The 19,789-nt window shown below is 40.0% G+C and carries 21 protein-coding genes; 12 read left to right on the top strand and 9 right to left on the bottom strand.

Annotated elements, in window-relative coordinates; genetic code table 11:
• Nucleotides 1-578 precede the first annotated feature (578 nt).
• A complete protein-coding gene (locus tag BK584_RS12685; protein ID WP_078392951.1) occupies nt 579-1,400 on the top strand; it encodes an AraC family transcriptional regulator in 822 nt (273 codons plus the stop codon).
• 50 nt (nt 1,401-1,450) lie between these two features.
• On the opposite strand, the gene BK584_RS12680 is transcribed toward BK584_RS12685, so the two are convergent.
• Together BK584_RS12680 and BK584_RS24640 are read right to left on the bottom strand one after the other, a co-directional pair.
• Nucleotides 1,451-2,614, bottom strand: a complete 1,164-nt coding sequence (locus BK584_RS12680; RefSeq protein ID WP_078395584.1) for an MFS transporter — start codon at nt 2,612-2,614, stop codon at nt 1,451-1,453.
• Between the two features lie 190 nt (nt 2,615-2,804).
• Nucleotides 2,805-2,948, bottom strand: a complete 144-nt coding sequence (locus tag BK584_RS24640; RefSeq protein ID WP_169871248.1) for a hypothetical protein — start codon at nt 2,946-2,948, stop codon at nt 2,805-2,807.
• A 27-nt stretch (nt 2,949-2,975) separates the two neighbouring features.
• Between BK584_RS24640 and BK584_RS12675 the strand changes: the two genes are divergently transcribed.
• Complete coding sequence (locus tag BK584_RS12675; protein WP_367579292.1) at nt 2,976-3,992, top strand: LacI family DNA-binding transcriptional regulator; 1,017 nt, start codon at nt 2,976-2,978, stop codon at nt 3,990-3,992.
• Between the two features lie 56 nt (nt 3,993-4,048).
• On the opposite strand, the gene BK584_RS12670 is transcribed toward BK584_RS12675, so the two are convergent.
• The 4 genes from BK584_RS12670 to BK584_RS12655 form a co-directional block, all read right to left on the bottom strand.
• Nucleotides 4,049-4,879: a carbohydrate ABC transporter permease gene (locus tag BK584_RS12670; RefSeq protein ID WP_078392949.1), complete on the bottom strand. Its 831-nt coding sequence runs from the start codon at nt 4,877-4,879 to the stop codon at nt 4,049-4,051.
• A complete protein-coding gene (locus BK584_RS12665; protein WP_078392948.1) occupies nt 4,879-5,742 on the bottom strand; it encodes a carbohydrate ABC transporter permease in 864 nt (287 codons plus the stop codon). The genes BK584_RS12670 and BK584_RS12665 overlap by 1 nt, the downstream gene beginning before the upstream one ends.
• A 15-nt stretch (nt 5,743-5,757) precedes the next feature.
• Nucleotides 5,758-6,984: an ABC transporter substrate-binding protein gene (locus BK584_RS12660; RefSeq protein WP_078392947.1), complete on the bottom strand. Its 1,227-nt coding sequence runs from the start codon at nt 6,982-6,984 to the stop codon at nt 5,758-5,760.
• Between the two features lie 137 nt (nt 6,985-7,121).
• Nucleotides 7,122-8,129, bottom strand: a complete 1,008-nt coding sequence (locus tag BK584_RS12655; RefSeq protein WP_180320506.1) for a LacI family DNA-binding transcriptional regulator — start codon at nt 8,127-8,129, stop codon at nt 7,122-7,124.
• Nucleotides 8,130-8,434: 305 nt separating this feature from the next.
• Here BK584_RS12655 and BK584_RS12650 point away from each other — a divergent pair, with 305 nt between their 5' ends.
• The 7 genes from BK584_RS12650 to BK584_RS12620 are packed head-to-tail and all read left to right on the top strand — an operon-like array spanning nt 8,435 to nt 14,935.
• Nucleotides 8,435-9,784 (top strand): four-carbon acid sugar kinase family protein, encoded by a 1,350-nt coding sequence (locus tag BK584_RS12650; RefSeq protein ID WP_437182738.1) that lies wholly within the window; start codon nt 8,435-8,437, stop codon nt 9,782-9,784.
• 21 nt (nt 9,785-9,805) lie between these two features.
• Entirely contained in the window at nt 9,806-10,426 is a 621-nt protein-coding gene (locus tag BK584_RS12645) for a GntR family transcriptional regulator (protein WP_078392944.1), read from the top strand.
• A gap of 30 nt (nt 10,427-10,456) precedes the next feature.
• Nucleotides 10,457-11,491, top strand: coding sequence for a zinc-dependent alcohol dehydrogenase (locus BK584_RS12640; RefSeq protein ID WP_078392943.1), 1,035 nt, complete (start codon nt 10,457-10,459; stop codon nt 11,489-11,491).
• Nucleotides 11,492-11,493: 2 nt separating this feature from the next.
• Nucleotides 11,494-12,483, top strand: coding sequence for a TRAP transporter substrate-binding protein (locus tag BK584_RS12635; protein ID WP_245808850.1), 990 nt, complete (start codon nt 11,494-11,496; stop codon nt 12,481-12,483).
• Between the two features lie 5 nt (nt 12,484-12,488).
• On the top strand, nt 12,489-12,995 hold the full coding sequence (locus BK584_RS12630; RefSeq protein ID WP_078392942.1) for a TRAP transporter small permease: 507 nt from the start codon (nt 12,489-12,491) through the stop codon (nt 12,993-12,995).
• The gene (locus BK584_RS12625) at nt 12,992-14,266 is read left to right on the top strand and encodes a TRAP transporter large permease (protein WP_078392941.1); all 1,275 of its coding nucleotides are present in this window, start codon (nt 12,992-12,994) and stop codon (nt 14,264-14,266) included. The genes BK584_RS12630 and BK584_RS12625 overlap by 4 nt, the downstream gene beginning before the upstream one ends.
• Before the next feature lie 24 nt (nt 14,267-14,290).
• On the top strand, nt 14,291-14,935 hold the full coding sequence (locus tag BK584_RS12620; RefSeq protein WP_078392940.1) for a class II aldolase/adducin family protein: 645 nt from the start codon (nt 14,291-14,293) through the stop codon (nt 14,933-14,935).
• A gap of 110 nt (nt 14,936-15,045) precedes the next feature.
• Here BK584_RS12620 and BK584_RS12615 read toward each other — a convergent pair whose 3' ends face one another.
• The gene (locus BK584_RS12615) at nt 15,046-16,251 is read right to left on the bottom strand and encodes an MFS transporter (protein ID WP_078392939.1); all 1,206 of its coding nucleotides are present in this window, start codon (nt 16,249-16,251) and stop codon (nt 15,046-15,048) included.
• A 208-nt stretch (nt 16,252-16,459) separates the two neighbouring features.
• Between BK584_RS12615 and BK584_RS12610 the strand changes: the two genes are divergently transcribed.
• Entirely contained in the window at nt 16,460-17,041 is a 582-nt protein-coding gene (locus BK584_RS12610) for a TetR/AcrR family transcriptional regulator (RefSeq protein ID WP_078392938.1), read from the top strand.
• Between the two features lie 270 nt (nt 17,042-17,311).
• Here BK584_RS12610 and BK584_RS12605 read toward each other — a convergent pair whose 3' ends face one another.
• Entirely contained in the window at nt 17,312-17,956 is a 645-nt protein-coding gene (locus BK584_RS12605) for a YczE/YyaS/YitT family protein (RefSeq protein WP_078392937.1), read from the bottom strand.
• A gap of 17 nt (nt 17,957-17,973) precedes the next feature.
• Entirely contained in the window at nt 17,974-18,411 is a 438-nt protein-coding gene (locus tag BK584_RS12600) for a MarR family winged helix-turn-helix transcriptional regulator (RefSeq protein ID WP_078392936.1), read from the bottom strand.
• 219 nt (nt 18,412-18,630) lie between these two features.
• On the opposite strand from BK584_RS12600, the gene BK584_RS12595 reads away from it, so the two are divergent.
• On the top strand, nt 18,631-18,840 hold the full coding sequence (locus BK584_RS12595) for a helix-turn-helix transcriptional regulator (RefSeq protein WP_078392935.1): 210 nt from the start codon (nt 18,631-18,633) through the stop codon (nt 18,838-18,840).
• Between the two features lie 191 nt (nt 18,841-19,031).
• Nucleotides 19,032-19,781 carry an alpha/beta fold hydrolase gene (locus BK584_RS12590; RefSeq protein ID WP_078392934.1) on the top strand — a complete coding sequence of 250 codons (750 nt, stop codon included), beginning with the start codon at nt 19,032-19,034 and terminating at the stop codon, nt 19,779-19,781.
• Nucleotides 19,782-19,789 lie beyond the last annotated feature (8 nt).

The following is a 19,789-nucleotide window of genomic DNA, read 5'->3' as shown; positions in this document are numbered from 1 at the left end:
AATGACTCTTGCTTTCTATCGTATCACCTTTTACTTTTGTGTGGAATCGTTTCCTTTGCCAGGGATTTTATTGTTTCTAGCGTATTAGTTCAATGATAGATTGTTTGACGTTGGAAACGTCTTAAGTCCGTCTTTCAAACAATAAGGGAGGTAGATTTACGTGGATAAAAGCTGTCTATTTTGTGCAATTGCAGCGAAAAAATGGAGAGTCAAATGGTTTATGAAGACGAGTGGTGTGTTGCCTTTTTAGATATTCGTCCTATTCGTTAAGGACATACACTCGTTGTTCCTAAACAACAGGCTGAACAATGATTTAACAGCAAGTAAAGAGGAGCTTCAACGAGTTGCTTCTCGATTGCGTATTGCGCCATTGTAAGTGTTCATGTGGAAATAACAATGTACGTAACTTGCGGTTCCTTTTTAACATTGTTTAAACAACCTGCTAAATAACTAAGGAATAATATGTTTATGATAGTATTAATTACGTATATGTATACAACCCTACAAATCTGAACAATGTGAATCGGATGGTTCATTAGCTATCTTGTTATTCTTAAAAGCGAAGGGAGGTTATTTAAATGGATATGCTTAAAAATATGAATGCCGCAGTAAGCTATATTGAAAACAATTTGGATGAAGAGATTGATTATGCAGAGGTTGCAAGGATTGCATACTTTTCAGAGCATCATTTTAGACGTATGTTTTCATTCATAGCTGGGATCTCATTAACGGAATATATTCGCAGAAGACGTTTGACCTTAGCCGCTTTTGAGTTAAAAGAAAGGAATGTAAGAGTCATTGATGTGGCTATGAAGTATGGTTATAAATCACCTGATTCCTTTTCAAGAGCGTTTCAAATGCTGCATGAAGTCACTCCTAGTTCAGTAAAAAATACGGACGTTCCATTAAAAGCGTATCCGATGATGACCTTTCAAATGGCGATTAAGGGAGATGTCGAAATGAACTATAGGTTTGTGGAGAAAGAAGCATTTACTGTTGTGGGAAAAAAAGAAACCGTGTCTACAGGTGAATCCGAATTCAACCCAGCAATGTGGGCACATCTTGAGGAAATTGAAGAGGCTGTTAAGCCCTATGATAATACTTCGTTTTCGGGCATCTTACATGTTTCATTAACAAAAGAGAATGGGGATGTCGATTACTATATTGCAACAGCGACTAGCAAACCATGTCCAAAAGAACTAGAACAACTTGCGATCTCTCCCCAAACGTGGGCAGTATTTCAAGCGATAGGAGAGATGCCAGATGCATTATTAACTACATGGGAGCGAGTGTATACCGAGTGGTTCCCTATCTCTGGTTATGAACTAGCAGAAGCTCCTGAAATGGTTAAAGGAACGGATGAAAAAACAGAAATTTGGATACCTGTAAAAAAGAAGTAGGTTGTCCGTAAAAAGAAAAGAGTGTTGCAGCAAGCGCAACACTCTTTTTCCTATTCAAATAAGGTTTTGTCTTCAACCCAACTCGTAATGATGGTGAGCACGAGACCGAATAAAATAATGCCTGCTGCTGCAAACGTAATCATTGTATAGCTAAAACCGGCGTTTAAGAAGATGGTACCGAGTGTCGCGCCTATCGCGTTCGCTACATTAAAGATGGAAGCGGCAATTGTACCAGAAAGCATGGGGGCTTCCTTTGCGGCCAAAATGACTTTTGCATTTAAAAGTGGTGTTGTACCAAACGTACCTGCGCCAAATAAGAAGCAGATAAGAAATGCAACACCAGGTACTTGTAACAGAAAGGTTAATGAGGCAAGCACTGCTGCGAGCCCAATCAAGGTAAACATCAATATTTTTGTTAGTTTACTTGGAAGCACACGACCTGAAGCGAAATTGCCAATAACAGCGCCAAGTCCAAAAGCAAACAGGCCAAATGTAACGCCGGTAACACCAAATCCAGCAAACTCTCGGAGCATCGGTTCTTTAAACGTATAAGCTGTGAACACGCCGGAAAAGCCAAATACGATAATGGCTAACACCCATAGCACATTTCTGTTGCGCAACGCATGTAATTCCTTTTTTAGCTGAGGAATCTCTGTATGCTTATCGTTTGGAACAAACGTAATTAGACCGAGTAAAACAATGATTCCAAGGACAACGAGGAACCAAAAGACCATGCGCCAGTCAAGTACACCGCCAAGATATGACCCAAATGGAACACCGATCATAACGGCGATCGTCAAGCCCCCTTGAACGGATGCAATCGCGCTTGTGCGTTTTTCAGGCGCAGACAAATTAATCGCCATAGACATACATAAGCCAAAGAACGGGGCATGCATGGCTGCTGACATGAGGCGAGATAACAATAACACCTCGAAATTGGGAGCAGTTGCCGCAACAATATTGCTGACAATAAAGAGGGAAACGAGCCCAATCAAAAGTGGTTTTGGTGAATATTTAATGGTGAGAATCCGTAGGATGGGGCCAAAGACTGCTACGCTTATCGCATAGACACTAAGCAAAAGCCCCGTTGTCGACACGCTGACATTTAAATCCCTTGCGAATTCGGTTAAGAGACCTGTCACTACATATTCCGTCATTCCAACTGCAAAAGTCCCCATCATAAAAATGGTTAAAATTAGTTTTCGATTATTCATTAAGCGAGCCATCTTTAGCATCCCTCCCTTTTTTTCTGCGCATCCATTTCGCGCAAACGAATACCAAAGATACAGCAATACGAGGTGGATGTCTAGCCTTTTGTAAGAATAAAAAGATGAAGATTAATGGAGCGCTTACAGGTAGAAGGGAGGTTCTACTGTTTGTTTACTTAGAAGGTGATGGTTGTTTCTAGACATCAAATAAGAAGTGAAAGGGGTCTTGTTTTTTTGCTTTCGAATCTTTTGTTTGCTTAGCCTTGCAAGCGATATAAGTTAGTGTAAGAATGGAATTGCACATGAAGAGAAGTGAGCCAATACCAGCTAGAAGTACCATTTTTATTCCTCCTATTGAGTTGATAAAATGAGCATACAAGATGAAACGCGTTTCAGAGCAAGAAGAAAAGAGGCGATTGTACCGATGGCAAATATCCGGCAGATTGCAAAGGAGGCAAATGTCTCTGTATCAACCGTTTCCAGAGTATTAAACGGGCATCCTTATGTGAGTGAAGAAAAACGTAACGCAGTGGAACAAGTGATTAAAAAACATCGCTACGATCGCAATATTAATGCTGTACATTTAAGTACAGGAAAAACGTTTATGGTTGGTGTGGTTGTCCCTTTTACAAACCGCCCTTATTTCGCTGCTCTTCTTGAGGGGATGGCGGAGGAAGCATTTCAGAGTCGTTACAAACTCGTGTTTATTCAAACCAAGTATGAAGAAAGTCGAGAAGTAGAGGCGCTGGAGATGCTTAAGTATAGGCAAGTGGACGCGCTCATCATTTGTTCGAGAACGTGTCAGCTAGAGGTAATTGAACCGTATACCCAATACGGGAATATTGTGTTGTATGAAAAAACGTTACATACGAAGATGAGCGGAACGTACGTAAACCATTATGCTGTTTTTAAACAAGCCCTTACGTATTTGCATGCAAAAGGACATGATCAAATTGGCTATTCAATCGGTCGGCTTGAAGGGACAAATAGCGTGCAACGAGCTACTGCTTACCGTGATTTCTTAACTGAAATCAACCAACCGTACCGGAGTGAGTATGTATTTAGTCATTGTTTTCATTTTGAAGATGGAGTGGAGCTTATTAGGCAGTGGTCAAAGTTAGACGTCCGCCCGACTGCTCTTATGCTGACAAGTGATCAAGTGGCGAGCGGCGCCATTACGGCAGCACGAGAACAAGGGATACAGATTGGCACAGAACTTGCTGTTATAGGCTTTGATAACCAACCTATTTCCCGTATCTTTCAGTTAACAACAGTGGACATGAAACTAAGTGAAATTGGACGTAAGACATTCAGGCAGGCACTTGCAGAGGAAATCTCGCAGGAAGAGATTGAAGTGAAATTAATTGAACGAGGAAGTGCATGAGTTGAATAAGATAATAGGAAAGAATGCCGCCCGTTTAAGTGGGCGGCATTTTTCCCTTACTTGATCGCACCTCGTGTCACATTCCCGATAATCCAACGTTGTGCAATTAAATAAACGAGGATCATCGGGAGCATGGCCAATAAGTAAGAAGCAAAGGCCAAATTGTAATTGGTGCTAAACTCTGATTGGAAGATGTACTGAGTCAATGGCAAAGTTGCATCCGCTGGGTCTGTTAGAATAACAAGCGGCAGCAGGAAATCATTCCAAGCATATAGAGCAGTTAAAATCGCCACAGTCGCATTCATTGGCCCGAGCAGTGGAAAGATGACTTTCCAAAAGATGCCCCAAGAACTTGCCCCGTCCATCACGGCTGCTTCTTCAAGTTCAACTGGAATCGATTTAATGTAGCCAACATAAATGAATACGTTAAATGATAATTGAAAGACGATGTAAAGCACGATTAAGCCAAACAAATTGTCCATGTTCCAAATCGCCGTCTGACGAACGAGAGGCAACATAATAATGGGAAATGGCACAAACATGGCACTAACAAAATAATAAAAAAGCGCTTTGTAAAAGCCTTTATGCATATTGCGGGCAATGGCATAAGAAACAAGAGAATTGCTTAACACAGTTAAGACAACGACTGCTGTGGTAACAATAAAGCTATTTGTGAACGCGCTAAAGAAATTGGTTAGCTCCATCGCATCAGCGAAATTTTGAAAGCGCCATTCGTTAGGTAGCGACAACAAAGGTTCACCCATTTCTTGCGGTGTTTTTAAGGCAATATTGATTGTTAAATACAGTGGAAAAAGAATAACGAGTGAACCAAGAATGAGCAAGCTCGTGACGAGCCAATTTCTTTTCTTCTTTTGTTTCTTCGCCATTACTGCTGCACCTCCCTTTTTTGTAAAACGCGAAGTTGAAAGATGGAAATGGCGACAATGACAATGAAGTAAATCACGGCATTAGCCGATTGATAACCAAATTGACTGCCTTCAAAACCTCCACGGAAAATTAAAACAGAGATGGACTCTGTTGCATATCCTGGCCCACCACCAGTTAAAGCGATAATATGATCAAAAACCATTAAGAAGTTTTTTAAGGCTAACACCATATTGATTGTGAAGAATGGAGCGATCATCGGAAACGTAATACTCCAGAACCTACGCCAAGGACGCGCTCCATCAATAGCTGCTGCTTCATATACGTCTTCAGACACGGTTTGAAGTCCAGCTAAGTATAAGATGACATTAAAGGCTGTTGCTTGCCATACAGCCATGATAACAACACCGATCCAGGCATAATCAGGGCTCCCAAGAATATTGGTTGCAAGTGCGTTGATACCTAAGAAATCAGCGATTTGTGGCAGAAAGAGTGTGAATATAAATTGGAAAATGTAGCCGACAATTAAAATGCTTAAAATATTTGGTAGAAAATAAACGGCTCTTAATGTTTTCTGGAACTTAATCTTGGCATTTAAGCCAAGAGCAATAAGCAATGCAAAGATATTAACTAAAATTGTTGAAACAATGGCAAATTGGAAAGTAAAGCCGTAGGCACTCCACGCACGCATGTCTTGGAAAACGTTTAAGTAGTTTGAGAAACCAACGAAATCCCATTCGCCGTAACCGCGCCAATTTGTAAAGCTGTAAAAGACGCCTTGGAGCAGTGGAAAAGTATGAAAGAAAAAGAAAAGAACAAGTGCAGGTATCGTCATAAGCAAAAAAGTGCGTTGTCTAGATTTCATTATCTTTTCCCCTTTCTAAAACCGTAGTTGGATTTGATCCCACTCTCGGTCCAGCCGATTGAGGAAATCATCTGCGTTTTTACGATACATAAATTCTTGGACCATATTCTCCACACCCATGCCAGGCGGATAGAAGTGGTCTGGGAAACTAGTAATAGATCCTTCAGCAAAGTCATCACGGATTCCACTCATGTAGGGATCATCGGACAAGACGCCATCAAGAACCGAGAATGCCGCTTGTTCAGCCATGTACTGTTCGGACTGTTCTTCTTCTAACATAAATTCAATAAAGGCTGCGGCTTCGTCTGGATGCTCTGAATCTTTAAGTGTCGAAAATAACACATCCACCCCTGATACAAGCTTGTTCTCCTCAAGTTCGTTAGTAGTGGGCATTGCAAAGACGCCAAGGTCCATGTCTGGATTTGTTGTTAAAATTTCTGGCACTGCCCAGTTTCCTTGGAAGTAAAAAAGCCCTTCTCCTTGTGCGAAAGCACGGTTGCCATCGTCATAGCCAATCCCGTACATACGATCATGACCGTAGTCGAGTAAAGTCAGTAGTTTACCCGTTGCTTCCTGGTGGGTTTGAGCAAATGTGAGCGCCCCTTCTGTTTTTTTCGTTGCGAACTGTTCTGGTTGCAAAACGCCAGAAATAGAATTCCAAACGGGCATCGTTGTCCAAGCATCTTGGAATGTAAAATAGATAGGAATTTCGCCAGCTGATTGGGCTGTTTCAAGTGCATAGATGAAATCATCCCATGTTTTTGGGACTTCAAGGTTAAGTTCATCTAGTTTTTGTTTGTTGTATATGACTGTATTGGCATTTGCGGCAAATGGTACACCGTGGATTCCTGTCTGTTCGGGACCTTCCAATTCAGAAATCATTGATAAATAAGCATCTTGAATTCCATTAAGCATCGGATCGCCACTGTAATCAACAAGAATGCCAGCTTGAGAAAGTTCTGCATAAATGGCGCTACCGCCAATTGCTAACATATCTGGCATGTCATCTTTGACAAGCCGTGTGCGGAGTAATGTTTCCGCATCTGGTGGCGCATACAGGTTAATTGAAATATCGTCATGTTCAGCTTCAAATCGTTCAATTAGTTTTTGATACGTACCGATGTTTTCTGCCTTATTTGAAAACAATTCAAGTTCCACTTTTCCATCATCGGCTTGATGATTGGAACAGCCAGCAACAAACAATAAAGTAGAAACAATCGAGAGAGACGCGATCCATTTCATAAATAACACCTTCCTAGGTCGTTTTGTTAAATAAGAGAACGATTTCATAAAACGAAAAGTCATACCAACAAGCTTATAATTAGATGGAAAATACATTTACGTAAGCGTTTACGTAACGGTCCAAAAAAACAAGGAAACTAGAGTTTCCTCACTGATTTCCGTTCAATAATTTGATGTTGTATAGTTGCCCCTTTACTAGTGACTCCGGTTTGAATGGAATCAAGTAGTAAAGTAGCAGCTGTCTCGCCCATTTCAATAAAATTTTGCGATACAGTTGTTAATGGTGGAAGAACCATAGCGCTTAATTTCGTCCCATCATAACCAATGATTGAAAGCTGATCGGGAACTTGAATACCTTGTTCAGCTGCAGATGTCATGGCACCGACGGCAAGCTCGTCACTAGCAGCGAATAGAGCCGTAATCGTAGGGTGTTCATTCAGTAGTTGAGAACATGCTTCTCGCCCGTCTTCAAAGTAAAAGCCGTTTCGCCAAACGACTTTTGTCTTATCAAAAGGAATGCCTTCGTCGTGTAACGCTTTTTTATAACCCTCGATACGGGGAGCTCCGGCAAGTCTATCTCCAGGTGAACCACTAATCATCCCGATTTCACTGTGCCCTTGTTGCAGTAAGTATTTAACGGCATCGTAAGCGGCTGTTTCATCATCCACCCGTACAGCAGGGGTGGCTCTGTCTTCTGAATAGGCAGAAATCGTGATCACTGGTACGCCCATTTTCTTTATAAAATCGGCATATTCATGCGTAAGAAATTGGCTTGTGAAAAGAACACCGTCAACCTGCTTTTCCTGGAGCAGTTTTAAATAATCGAGTGTCTGCCCTCCTACAGATGCTGTGTTGCAAACAATCACACTCTGGCCCTGACTATGGGCAGCTTTTTCAATGCCGTGTAAAATCTCTGCGCTAACGAGTCCTGATAATTCGGGCATAAGCACACCAATCGTATTGCTTTGCTTGTTAATAAGCCCGCGAGCAATCGCATTTGGGGAGTAACCCATTTTTTGAACCGTTTGCATAACAAGGTCTTTTGTTTTGGCAGAGTAGCCTACTCCGTTATTAATAATACGGGAAACGGTGGCAATAGAAACGTTTGCTTCTTTAGCAACGTCTTTTATCGTAGGTTTGTTCACCTGCTCCCCACCTTTACGTAAACGTTTTCGTAAACAGATTATCATATGCAAATGAGTGAATGTCAAGTGGATTCTGAAAAATGGTAGGGGTTTCAATCGTGAAGAAATTGGATAAAGCCTTTATTTTTAAGAGTCATTTATGTGTGATCGAAAAACGGAGGTATACGCGATGATTTTAAAGTAGAAAAGAATAGGAGAGGTAACGTCTTTTATGAAATCGCTTTTATTTTTATATTGACATACAAAAATGTTGTTGGTACGATCTATTCAGATACAACTTAGATCTAAGTTAGATTTCGATGGTGGTGAATGAGTTGAAAAGATATTTATTAGGGTTTTATGGGGACGATTTCACTGGGTCTACGGATGCAATGGAAGCTCTCGATCGTTATGGGTTGAAGACAATTCTTTTCTTAAGAATTCCTAATAAAGAATTGTTAAACCGTTTTAGGAATGTTGATTGTATTGGGATAGCTGGAACCGCGAGAGCAAAAGGTTTAGATGGAATGAAAGAAGAATTATTGCCTATTTATGAATTTTTAAAAACGCTTAATCCTTATTTTGTCCATTATAAAGTATGCTCAACTTTTGATTCTTCTCCAGAAGTTGGGAGTATTGGTTTTGCTAGTGATTTAGCGAGAAATTATTTTAATGGTTTCACTTTTCCGTTGTTAGTTGCCGCACCTAATTTGGGGAGATATACAATTTTCGGGAATCATTTTGCTGTTTTTAATAATGAAGTTTATCGATTAGATATGCACCCTGTAATGTCCAAGCATCCAGTAACTCCAATGAATGAAGCGGATCTCGCGAAACATTTACAAGAGCAGACAAATCAAAAAGTGACCAAGGTAACTGTGCGTGACTTAGAAACGAAAACGGCTATTGAATTGATTGAAGAAGAAGAAAAGTCAAGTGGAATCACACTGTTTGATGCAATGAATGATACACATATTAAAAAGTTTTCAGAAATGCTCTGGGAAAAAAGAAGCGACCAAGCACAATTTTTGGTTGGATCATCTGGAATTGAATACGCGCTTGGAGATATGATGAAACACAAAAACAAAATGGATCAAATGGATCGGGTTGTTAACCCAAGTAAGGCTGAGAAGCTCTTTGCTGTTTCAGGGAGCGTCTCCGAAGTAACAAAAATGCAACTTGATGAAGCTGAAAAAGCGGGTTTTCATTTGGTTCAAATTCCATGCGAGTTATATACGGATGAAGTGAAGGCAGGACAATTTTTAGAGACGATTGCACAACAGATCGAAGAAAAGAAACGAGTCGTCATCTATACAGCCAAAGGTGCAGATGATCCAATTATTTTAAATACAAAAAAGCATTTAATCGAAAACGGTGTGCCGAAAGATCAAATTGGTAGATATATCGGAGAAATGTTAGGGATTTGGACAAAACAAGTTTTGGACAAGGTAGATATCCGTAGAGTCATCATTTCTGGTGGCGATACATCTGGTTTTGTAACTTCTAATCTCGATATCTATGGCCTAGAAGTATTAGATTCTATTGCGCCAGGAGCTCCTTTATGTTTAGCATATTCAGAGAGCGCTAAATATGATGGATTAGAGATTGCATTGAAAAGTGGGCAGCTAGGCGGTCCAGCGTTTTTTAATAAAGTCTTTCAATCCGGCTCTAATTAAATAAAAGGAATGAACAAGAATATGTTATTAAAAGACGTTGCTTATGAAAAAATCAAAGAAAAAATTCTTGAAGAATATTATGAGGCGGGACAATTTCTCTCTGAACGAACATTAATTGATGAGTTAGGCATGAGTAAGACACCAATTAAGAATGCACTCGTTCGTTTGGAGTCTGAAGGATTTGTGAGTGTTTCTTCCAAACAAGGAATTATTGTCATTGATATATCGATTGAGCGGATTAATGATATTTATAATTTGAGAATCGCACTAGAAACGTTTAACTGTCAGGATATTTATCAACGTATATCGGTTGAACAGGTTAGAGAGTTAGAAGAAAATGTAGCCGCTACAGAACAGGCAGCTATTGAAAAAGACGTGAAGAAGTTTGCTACACTTGATCATGAATTTCACCTTGCTATTAGTGAATTCAGTGGAAATAGTGAGATTACGAAAATTTTATTAAACTATCAAGACCATTTGCGTCGAATTACACTTCGGCATTTAAAGAAAGATCCAACAAGAGTTCAAAAATTTTACGCAGAGCACTTGGAAATCCTTGCTGCATTAAAAGCAAGAGATGAGAAATGCTCGGAACTAATGAAAAAACACCTGTTTGAGTCGAAAATGATGTATTTTCAGTAGGTTGTTCGTATATAAAGGGAGAGATCATTTGTGAAAGCCGTATTTGTAGAGGATGCAGAGAAAATAAGCATTCAAGAAATTGAAATACCAGTAGTTAAGAAAGATGAAGTGCTTATCAAAGTTGCTGTTGCTGGTATTTGTGGATCAGACATTCATACGTATAAGGGGCTTCACCCTTTTCGTAAACCACCTGTCGTCATCGGCCATGAAGTGGCTGGTGAAGTCGTTAAGATAGGGGGTGCTGTGACGAAGTTTCAAGTTGGTGATCGTGTTACCGTTGAGCCGCAAATAGGTACGGGTGAGAGTGAAGGTGTCTTCACAGGTAATGTCAATTATTCCGATAAACGGTTAGCTCCAGGAATGGGCGATTGGTTAGGGACGATGGCCGAGTATTTCGTTTCACCTGAGGCTCAAGTGATTGCTTTACCAGAATCCGTTAGCTATGATCAAGGCGTCCTTGTAGAACCATTAGCAGTTGGTGTTCATGCTGCTTTTAAAGGGGATGTTCAATCAACGGATCGCGTAGCAATATTAGGTGCAGGCCCAATTGGCTTACTTACTTTAATTGCGGTTAAAGCCAGGGGTGTGAATGATGTGATGGTTACAGATGTACTTGAATACTCGCTTGACGTTGCTAAAGACATGGGTGCTTCAGCTGTGGTTAACCTTAAAGACAATCCAACGTGGATGAAAGAAGCAAAAGCAACCTTTAATGGTTCATTTGATAAAGTCTTTATTACAGCTGGTGTACCAGGAATTTTAAATGATGCACTGAATCTATTAAAAAAAGGTGGAAGAGTTGTAACGGTAGCGATGTTCCATGGTGAGCAATCTATTGATATCGAACAACTTCAACAGAATGAAAAAGAAGTCGTTGGATGTATGACGTACAATCGACCTGATAGTGAACAAGCATTAGAGATTATCGCTAAAGGTGAACTCGATGTAGATAAGGTCATTTCTCATAAGTTGTCTTATAAACAAGCGGGCCGAGGGTTTGAAATGGTTGATAAAAAACAGGATCACTCCGTAAAAGTCATCGTTTCTTTTGAACAGGAGGAGTAATAGTGAAAATAGGAAAGAGTTTCATACCAATTTCGGTTGTTGCTTTAATGCTTGCAGCTTGTAACCAAAGTTCATCTGCGGAAAAGGAACCGACCTTACTAAGGTTAGGGCATATTCAAAGTGAGTCAAATGCTTGGCATAAAGGATCACTGCGGTTTGCAGAATTAGTTAATGAAAAAACGGAAGGCTCCGTTAAAGTAGAGGTATATCCAAGCTCTACTTTAGGAGCTGACCGAGATTTAGTAGAAGGAATGCAAATAGGATCGGTTGATTTTGCTTTAGTTGCAGGCGTCATGTCAAACTTCCATGAGCCGTACTCAATCTTAGAGCTTCCTTACTTATTTGAAGATTTGGATCATTTAGAAGAATTTGTTTATGGTGAAGATGGAAAGCGATTACAAAATGAAACATTAGAAGAGACAGGTGTGCGAGGACTTGAGTTTTGGTTGCGTGGACCGAGAGAACTAACGACCAACAAGCTTGTTGAATCTCCTGAAGATTTGAGAGGGACAAAGATTCGAGTTCCGAATATTGAAGCTTCAGTGGAAGGATGGAAAGCAATGGGGGCAAGTCCAACTCCGATGAACTTTGGGGAAGTGTATTCGTCTTTGCAGACAGGGGTAATTGATGCTCAAGAGAATCCAATTGAGTTTACTGCAAGTGCCCGTATTCATGAAGTACAGGATTATCTTGTGATGACAGATCATGTATTTGGGTACGTTCAGTTACTCATGAGTGAAAAGACATTTGAAGATTTAACGGAAAGTGAGAGAGGTGCCGTATTAGAAGCAGCAGAAGAGGCTCGTATGTACCAAAATGAAATCGTTTTCTCTGAAGAGGAAGCGGCACTTCAATTGATGGTTGATGAAGGGGTTGAAGTAATTGAAGTCGACCAAGAGCCGTTTAGAGATGCGGTTCAAGACGTGAATGAGAGATTAGCGGACAAGTACGGTAGAGATCTCTATGACACGATACAAAGTATGAGGGAGTAAGACCGATGAATACGTATATCAAAATCATTGACAGCTTAAATAATGGGATTAAATATTTGGTATCAATCATGCTTGTGATTTTAGCTTTATTGGTTGTTTTACAAGTGACAACCCGTTTTGTCATTAATGTTCCTCTTAGTTGGACGGAAGAAATTGCTCGATACTTAATGATATATATTGTTTTTTTAGGGTCAGGACTAGCGATGCGTTACAACCAGCATATTGCGATTGATTTTTTATTAGATGTTATCAAGCAAAAGAATAAGGAACGTTTACAAAAAATGATTTTATGGATCAGCGCCCTCTTTTGTCTGTTGTTGGTATATTACGGAAGTCAACTAACGTATATGGTTGTAGACCAGTCTACTCCGACCTTACAATACTCAATGGCTTGGGCTTATGCGGCCATCCCGCTTGGTGCACTTGTCATGTTAGCGAACATTATAGCTTTATTGATAAGCCCGAGCAATGGCAATAAACATATAGATAGAATAGTTGGTGAAGACCAATGATTATGGTGTTACTCGTATCGTTGATAACGTTATTTTTAATCGGTGTACCTGTTGCCATCGCACTCGGTTTATCAACTAGTCTTGCAATGATGGTTGCTGGCGATATCTCTTTATTGACGTTAGCACAAAGAGCATTCGTATCTTTGGATTCGTTTCCGTTACTTGCAATCCCTTTGTTCATCTTAGCTGGGGTCATAATGGAATACGGAGGAATATCGCAGAGGTTGATTAACTTAGCTAATGCTCTTACAGGGCATCTGACTGGTGGATTAGCTGTTGTTACCATTGTTACAACAATGTTTTTCGCGGCGATATCTGGTTCAAGTGTAGCCGCAACGGCAGCTCTTGGAGCAATTTTAATACCAGCAATGATCACTCGTGGGTATGACAAAGAGTTTGCTGGAGGTGTACAAGCTGTTTCAGGGACTCTTGGAATTATTATGCCACCAAGTATCCCGTTAATCCTTTACGGCACAGCGGTTGGGGCATCCATAGGAGACTTATTTATCGCCGGTATGGTACCTGGGATCATAATCGGGATCGGGCTTATTATAACCGTGTATATCCTTTCAAAGAAACGTAATTACTCTAAAGAAGAAAAGAAAAGCGGAAAAGAAATAGGAGTAGCCTTTGTAAAAGCGATTCCAGCAATCATCATGCCAGTAATCATTTTAGGTGGAATTTATACAGGGCTGTTTACGGCAACAGAAGCCGCAGGTGTAGCTGTAGCTTATGCATTTATTGTAGGTGTGTTTGTTTATCGAGCAATCAATATAAGTACATTTAAAACGATCCTTTCACAAGCCTCAATTACAACGTCGACTATTATGCTAATCCTTGCCACAGCAGGACTATTTAGTTGGATTTTGACGATAGAAAACGTTCCGCAACAGGTGGCAGGTATTATTACTTCAATATCAGAAAATCCATTTATCTTTTTAGGGATTGTTGTTTTATTACTACTTTTAGTCGGTATGTTTATGGAAACGAATGCGTCGATTATCATTCTCGCTCCAATTTTAGTACCTGTAGCTTCTGAATTAGGAATAGATCCGGTTCACTTTGGTATTGTGATGATTGTCACTCTTGCCATTGGTATGGTTACCCCACCTCTAGGTCTAAACTTGTTTGTGGTTTCTAAAATAGGGAAACTGCGAATGGATAAATTGACGATTAGCCTTATACCGTTATATATCGCTGTTCTTATTTGCTTGTTAATTATTACGTTTATTCCTTCGATCACAACCACAGTGGTTCAATGGATGAAGTAAAAACGCATAAAAGGAGTGAACAAAATGAACAATCATGCCATATTATTGGATCTACAGAAGACCGGTAAATTTATGATGGATAAAAACCTCGCATGGGGTACCGCCGGAAACATTAGCGCTAGGTGTGAAGACGGTTATTTTATATCGGCTACAGGAACCTATTTGGGCGAATTGGAACTAGATGATTTCTCTTATTGTAAAGATGGAGAACATTTGGCGGGGAAGAAACCATCGAAAGAGTTTTTAATGCATGAAGGAATTTATGAGGAACGTCCAGAAATCAATGCCGTTCTTCACGCATCTCCTTTTTATAGCACATTTATTGCCAATTCCAATTTACAAATACCTTCGAATTATTTTGTTGAATCAATGTATTATTTGGAACGTATCGAGCGAATCCCATTTTACCAACCTGGGAGTAGGGAGCTTGCTCAAGCGGTTAAAGAAAGTGCGAAAAAAGCCAATATCTTTTTACTCGAGAATCATGGCATTATTGTTTGTGATGTGAATATTAAGGAAGCTCGGACAGCTTTACAAACGTTGGAGTACACAGCGCATATGCATATTCTTGCGTTAGAAAAAAACATTTCGTTAAACGGTCTTAGTGATGAAACCGTCAAACACTTTCTTCATCATTCTGGGTACAAACCGGCCCGTGATTGGGACTAGATACGATTGAATATGAGTAATCCAGTTAGAGCTACTCTAACTGGATTTTTCTGTATGCTTTAGGCGCTATAGTAAAAAAGTCGCTTTCAATTAAAGAAAGCGACTTAGACTTATGAGCGTAAATACGATTTTGCTTTAAAAAAGACTGTACTCGCAATAACAAGTCCTGCGATTGCCAAGCAGAATAGAATCAACTGAATCGGAATGTCGATGGCTACAAAAGCACTAACTAGTCCGTAAGCAATTGGATCGAATCCGTTCATCGCAAGGAAAATGATACTCATTACACGTCCCATTAAACGGCTATCGGTCCCTTCCTGTGCAGCTGTAAAGAATGGAATAAACACAAAGGACATGGAAAAACCAATGATAAAGACAACCGCTGTTAAGAAGGTCAGGTTTGGTGCGAAACTAAAGACGAGTAAAGCTGCTAATGACGCAAATAAACCAAGGAGAGAAGTGAACCCTCTTCGCTTAATTTGGACAAAACTTAGCAGTACTGTACTCGTGACCATTCCTAAACCGAGGCTCACTTCCATATAACTTAAGTTAATTGGTGTTCCGCCATGTAAATCAACGAGCAATGGAATGGCGATATGAAGCGCACCAAACACAAAGAAGTTCAAGGTAATTAAGACAACTAAGCCTGTTAACAGAAAATGGGAGTTGCGAATATAAAAAAATCCTTCTCGTAAATCGTTTAACGGACTTTGAACAACTTTGTTTTCTACAGGCGCCTCTTTAATAAACGGTGGGAATATCACGACTGCTGATAAAAGGACAAGGATCATTGCAACCAAATAACTTGTGGAAATTGTATTTGTTTCCATGATGAGACCAGCGATGACTGGGCCGGCAATAAAAGATACTTGGTCGACCCCTTGGAAATAAGCATTGGCTTGTTGGAGCTGCGATTTTTCGACGATCTTTGGAATCATCGAAGAACTGGCTGGTCCAAAAAATGCGTCCAGCATACCGAATAGTCCTGCTAGTCCAAGCAAAATACCAAGTGTCATTGTATCTGTATCAACAAGCAAGTAAATTGAAAATAAGAGCACTGCTTGCAACAAATTCGTTCCAAACATGATGGTTGTTTTTTTATATTTATCCGCAAGTACTCCACCAAAAGCCATCATTAGTAATCGGGGCACTGTTGCTGCAATAAGGACGAGACCAAGTGAACTGGCAGAGCCTAGTATTGTGACAACGTACCAAGTTGTTGTTGTCAGGAACATGCTGAAACCAACAACGGCAAAGACACCAGCAATTAGTAGAAGCACGAATGTGCGATTTTTGAATAAAGAGTGTTGTTCCATATCGTTTGTTTCTCCTCTAAGGATCGATATCGCTTCAAAATAGTGTGACCAGATCCCATAAAATAATGTAAAACCTAACGATAGGTAGGGTAAAGTGGCGTGAGAGTCCCTTTACATATAGCAGAAAAAAAGTTACAATAAATAAAACCTACCGATCGGTCGTTAGAGGATTATAACGTAGATTGATTTTGTTGTAAAGGAGTACGTGATGCACACAAAAGAGAAAATTTTAGCAGAGAGTATGGAACTTTTTGCAGTGAATGGCTATGAAGGAACATCGATGGCAAAAATCGCGGAGAAGGTTGGCATTAAGAAACCTTCGTTGTATGCTCACTATAAAAGCAAAGAAGCATTGTTTATAGATATTAATAAAAAAATGGCTGATGAATATGTGGAGTTTGTAAAAACTTCACTCGAGTCTGAGTCAAACAATATTGAGACGTTGCTATTCAACTCAATGAAAATACACTTACAAGACCTCGCCCAAAATGATACAAGTCTTCAGTTTTATAATCGGTTTATTCAGTATCCTCCCCAAGGTCTTGAAGAGCAGCTTGCTACAAGTGCCGAAGAAAGCGATAAGCAAGCAAGGGCAATTGTTGAAGAGGTGATTGCTCGCGGACAAGAGGCGAATGAAATAACGAATGAGCTTGATGCAGCAAATATCGCGCATACGTATTTTTATTTGATTGATGGTCTGGCAAATGAAACAACGTTTTATACGTTGGAAGAAGTTGAACGACACTTAGAAACGGTCTGGGCTGTCTATTGGCGAGGAATAAAAGCGTAAGGAGAATGCCTATGTATTCTCCTTTTTTGTATGGATTGGAACATAAAATGTGGAGATTGGCTAAGGAAAGGGGAGATTCAGTGCGTGATGCGGAGAATTACGAGCTGAAAGTGGAGATGCAAGAGAAAAGTGTGGAGACTGGCTGGGGAAAGCGGAGATTCCCTGTTAGATGAATGGTTGTCGTCACTCGAATCACTCAATCCTAGTCTGAAGAGGATTCATTTTTTCTTGGTAGATATCAACTTTGTCGGGTAACAAAAAGGAGAATGCCTATGCATCCTCCTTTTTTGTATGGAAACGTCTTGTACCAATTAGTTTGCGAATGCCTTTAATTAAAAATCCAACGAGGAAAGCGGAAATAATTGTCCCAATCCCAATTCCACGTAGTTCCCCAAATAAAAGAAAAGAAAACAAGACACCAATAGCAACGAGTGACCAATCAAAGATCATTTTCATCGTGCCAAATTCAATCTTCGTTATTTCAGATAATACTTTTACAATGGCTTCCCCAGCATTCATTACTGTTTTTGCTTCCACTTGAATATAAACACCAATCGCAACAAAAAGACAACCAAGTAAAAGAAGCGTCAGTTGTTCAAGAAGCGTACTTGGTTTGATGAATGAAGCAAGCACCATGCCAAAGTCAATGCATATGCCTAGTAAAGGAGCAAGTGCTAATTGAATGAACTGGATTGGTGGAAAATTTTTTCCTAATAAGAGTACTTGAATGAGAATGAAAACCGATAATAAAAGAATCGTAAAGGTTCCAAGAGTCAGTGGAAAACCTAAACTCAGGACATAAGGAACACTCGATATCGGAGAATTACCTAATTCCGATTTTGCAGTGAGTGAGATGCCAAAGCCCATAAAAAAAAGGCCGACGGCAAAAAAACAATAACGTTGTGTAATCTTCAATGCTGATAACTCCTTCGTTAATAAGAACGAGAACTATTCTCTCTAAGGCGTGTAAGAACATCATAAAACAGCTCAAGCTCTTCTTCGGAAATGCCATCGGCAATCGTTTCGCTAAATAACTTCTCTATTGTAGGTTTCACAGTTTCATACAGCTGTTCACCTGTTTGAGTTAGTCCAACTAAAAATGACCGCTTGTCTTGATTGTTCTGTTTACGCTCAATAAGCTTTTTACGACCGAGAATGTCAAGAATCCGTGTTAATGTTGCTTTGTCTTTTTCCGCAACTTGAGACAATTCTTTTTGCGTTAAATCTCCGTGTTTGTTGAGTCGTTTTAAGACGGTCCATTGCTCTGGCGTGATCTGATACGTTTTCAAATGAGCGGTTAGAAGACGGATCATCGCACGGTGTGTTTGGGCGGTCATAAAACCAATGGATTCATCAAGAGAATGAAGCAAGTGAAGTCCTCCTAATTAGTTCGTGTAACAACTATATCGGAAAATGAATCGTTTTGTCAACGTAGTTTGTGTACGAACGATATTGAAATTGCTTTTTCCCACGTGATAGGACAATTGATTATTATCATAGCCCATTAATAAAAGAATATTTAAACTTTGCTAAATTCACTAAGTAAAGTATACTTTATGTACAGTTAACTTTACATTAGAGGTGACTCGATAAAATCGTTGATACGTGAAAAGCGAAAAGAGTTCGGCTTAACCCAGGAAACAATGTCGGAGCGGCTTCATGTTTCAAGACAAACGATTATTTCTTTAGAAAATGGAAAATACAAACCTTCCTTGGTACTGGCACATAAAATTTCTCAATTGTTAGATTGTCAAATTGAAGAGATCTTTCTATTTGAAGGGGATGAAAATATTGGGTAACAATGGCTTGGAATGTGTCTCTAGTGACGCTCATTCTCTGTTGAGGTATTGTTACTTTTGTAGAGGGACCCTAAACTAGCATTCTTTTTGTTGATGGGGCTTTATATCACCCATATAAGTGCTTACGGCCTCGCACACTCTCTTTTGAAGGAAAAAATGTAAGTTTATTGTCTAAATCATGATGAAAGTAGGTGATTCTCATTTATATCAATGAATCTGGAAATACAGACGGACCGCTCATTCTCTTTTTACATGGGGGTGGTGTTAGCAGTTGGATGTGGAAAAATCAGCTTGCTTATTTTGAAGAAGAGTATCATTGCCTCGCGCCCGATTTACCTGGGCACGGGAAGAGCAGTGATAAGTCTTTCTCGATCGTAGAGACAGCAAAGCGTTTGCTATCGCTTATAAAGGAGAAGGCTCAAGGGAAGGAAGTGACGGTTGTTGGTTTTTCCTTAGGTTCGCAGATCGCACTAGAGATGCTGCATCAAAATGGGAGTCAGATAAATCGAGTGATGTTTAATAGTGGTTCTATAAAGCCCATGCCAATTGTTCGACCATTCATAAAGCCGCTTCTTTATTCAAGCGCTCCGTTGGTTAAGTGGCGATCCTTTTCTAAGTTGCAAGCGAAAACACTCCATATTACAGAGGATGATTTTGAATGCTATTTCGCAGAGGCAAAGCGAATGCCAGCAGCATTGCTTGCTGAAACGGTCCAAGAAAGTATCTCTTATGAGCTGCCGTCTAGGGTGAAGGAGGTCGTTTGTAAGGGGCTAATTACAATCGGGTCAAAGGAGAATCGAGCGATTAAAAGGTCAGCGAAGGTGCTAGAAGAAAGATTTCCTCATTTTGAAAGATTTGCTATATCGGATGTCGGTCATGGACTTCCTCTTGCGGAAGCAAATACGTTTAATCAATTGCTTGAGCGGCTGTTGAAAGCATAGGACAAGCA

Source organism: Shouchella patagoniensis (genome assembly GCF_002019705.1).
GTDB lineage: Bacteria > Bacillota > Bacilli > Bacillales > Bacillaceae_D > Shouchella > Shouchella patagoniensis.
This window is presented reverse-complemented; position numbering and strand designations above follow the sequence as displayed.

What these genes read in the sequence shown, in the direction of transcription:
- BK584_RS12670 (WP_078392949.1), bottom strand. Translation starts at nt 4,879, where the DNA reads ATGGCGAAGAAACAAAAGAAGAAAAGAAATTGGCTCGTCACGAGCTTG.
- BK584_RS12620 (WP_078392940.1), top strand. Translation starts at nt 14,291, where the DNA reads ATGAACAATCATGCCATATTATTGGATCTACAGAAGACCGGTAAATTT.
- BK584_RS12665 (WP_078392948.1), bottom strand. Translation starts at nt 5,742, where the DNA reads ATGAAATCTAGACAACGCACTTTTTTGCTTATGACGATACCTGCACTT.
- BK584_RS12685 (WP_078392951.1), top strand. Translation starts at nt 579, where the DNA reads ATGGATATGCTTAAAAATATGAATGCCGCAGTAAGCTATATTGAAAAC.
- BK584_RS12615 (WP_078392939.1), bottom strand. Translation starts at nt 16,251, where the DNA reads ATGGAACAACACTCTTTATTCAAAAATCGCACATTCGTGCTTCTACTA.
- BK584_RS12645 (WP_078392944.1), top strand. Translation starts at nt 9,806, where the DNA reads ATGTTATTAAAAGACGTTGCTTATGAAAAAATCAAAGAAAAAATTCTT.
- BK584_RS12625 (WP_078392941.1), top strand. Translation starts at nt 12,992, where the DNA reads ATGATTATGGTGTTACTCGTATCGTTGATAACGTTATTTTTAATCGGT.
- BK584_RS12660 (WP_078392947.1), bottom strand. Translation starts at nt 6,984, where the DNA reads ATGAAATGGATCGCGTCTCTCTCGATTGTTTCTACTTTATTGTTTGTT.
- BK584_RS12680 (WP_078395584.1), bottom strand. Translation starts at nt 2,614, where the DNA reads ATGAATAATCGAAAACTAATTTTAACCATTTTTATGATGGGGACTTTT.
- BK584_RS24640 (WP_169871248.1), bottom strand. Translation starts at nt 2,948, where the DNA reads ATGGTACTTCTAGCTGGTATTGGCTCACTTCTCTTCATGTGCAATTCC.
- BK584_RS12610 (WP_078392938.1), top strand. Translation starts at nt 16,460, where the DNA reads ATGCACACAAAAGAGAAAATTTTAGCAGAGAGTATGGAACTTTTTGCA.
- BK584_RS12630 (WP_078392942.1), top strand. Translation starts at nt 12,489, where the DNA reads ATGAATACGTATATCAAAATCATTGACAGCTTAAATAATGGGATTAAA.
- BK584_RS12675 (WP_367579292.1), top strand. Translation starts at nt 2,976, where the DNA reads ATGAGCATACAAGATGAAACGCGTTTCAGAGCAAGAAGAAAAGAGGCG.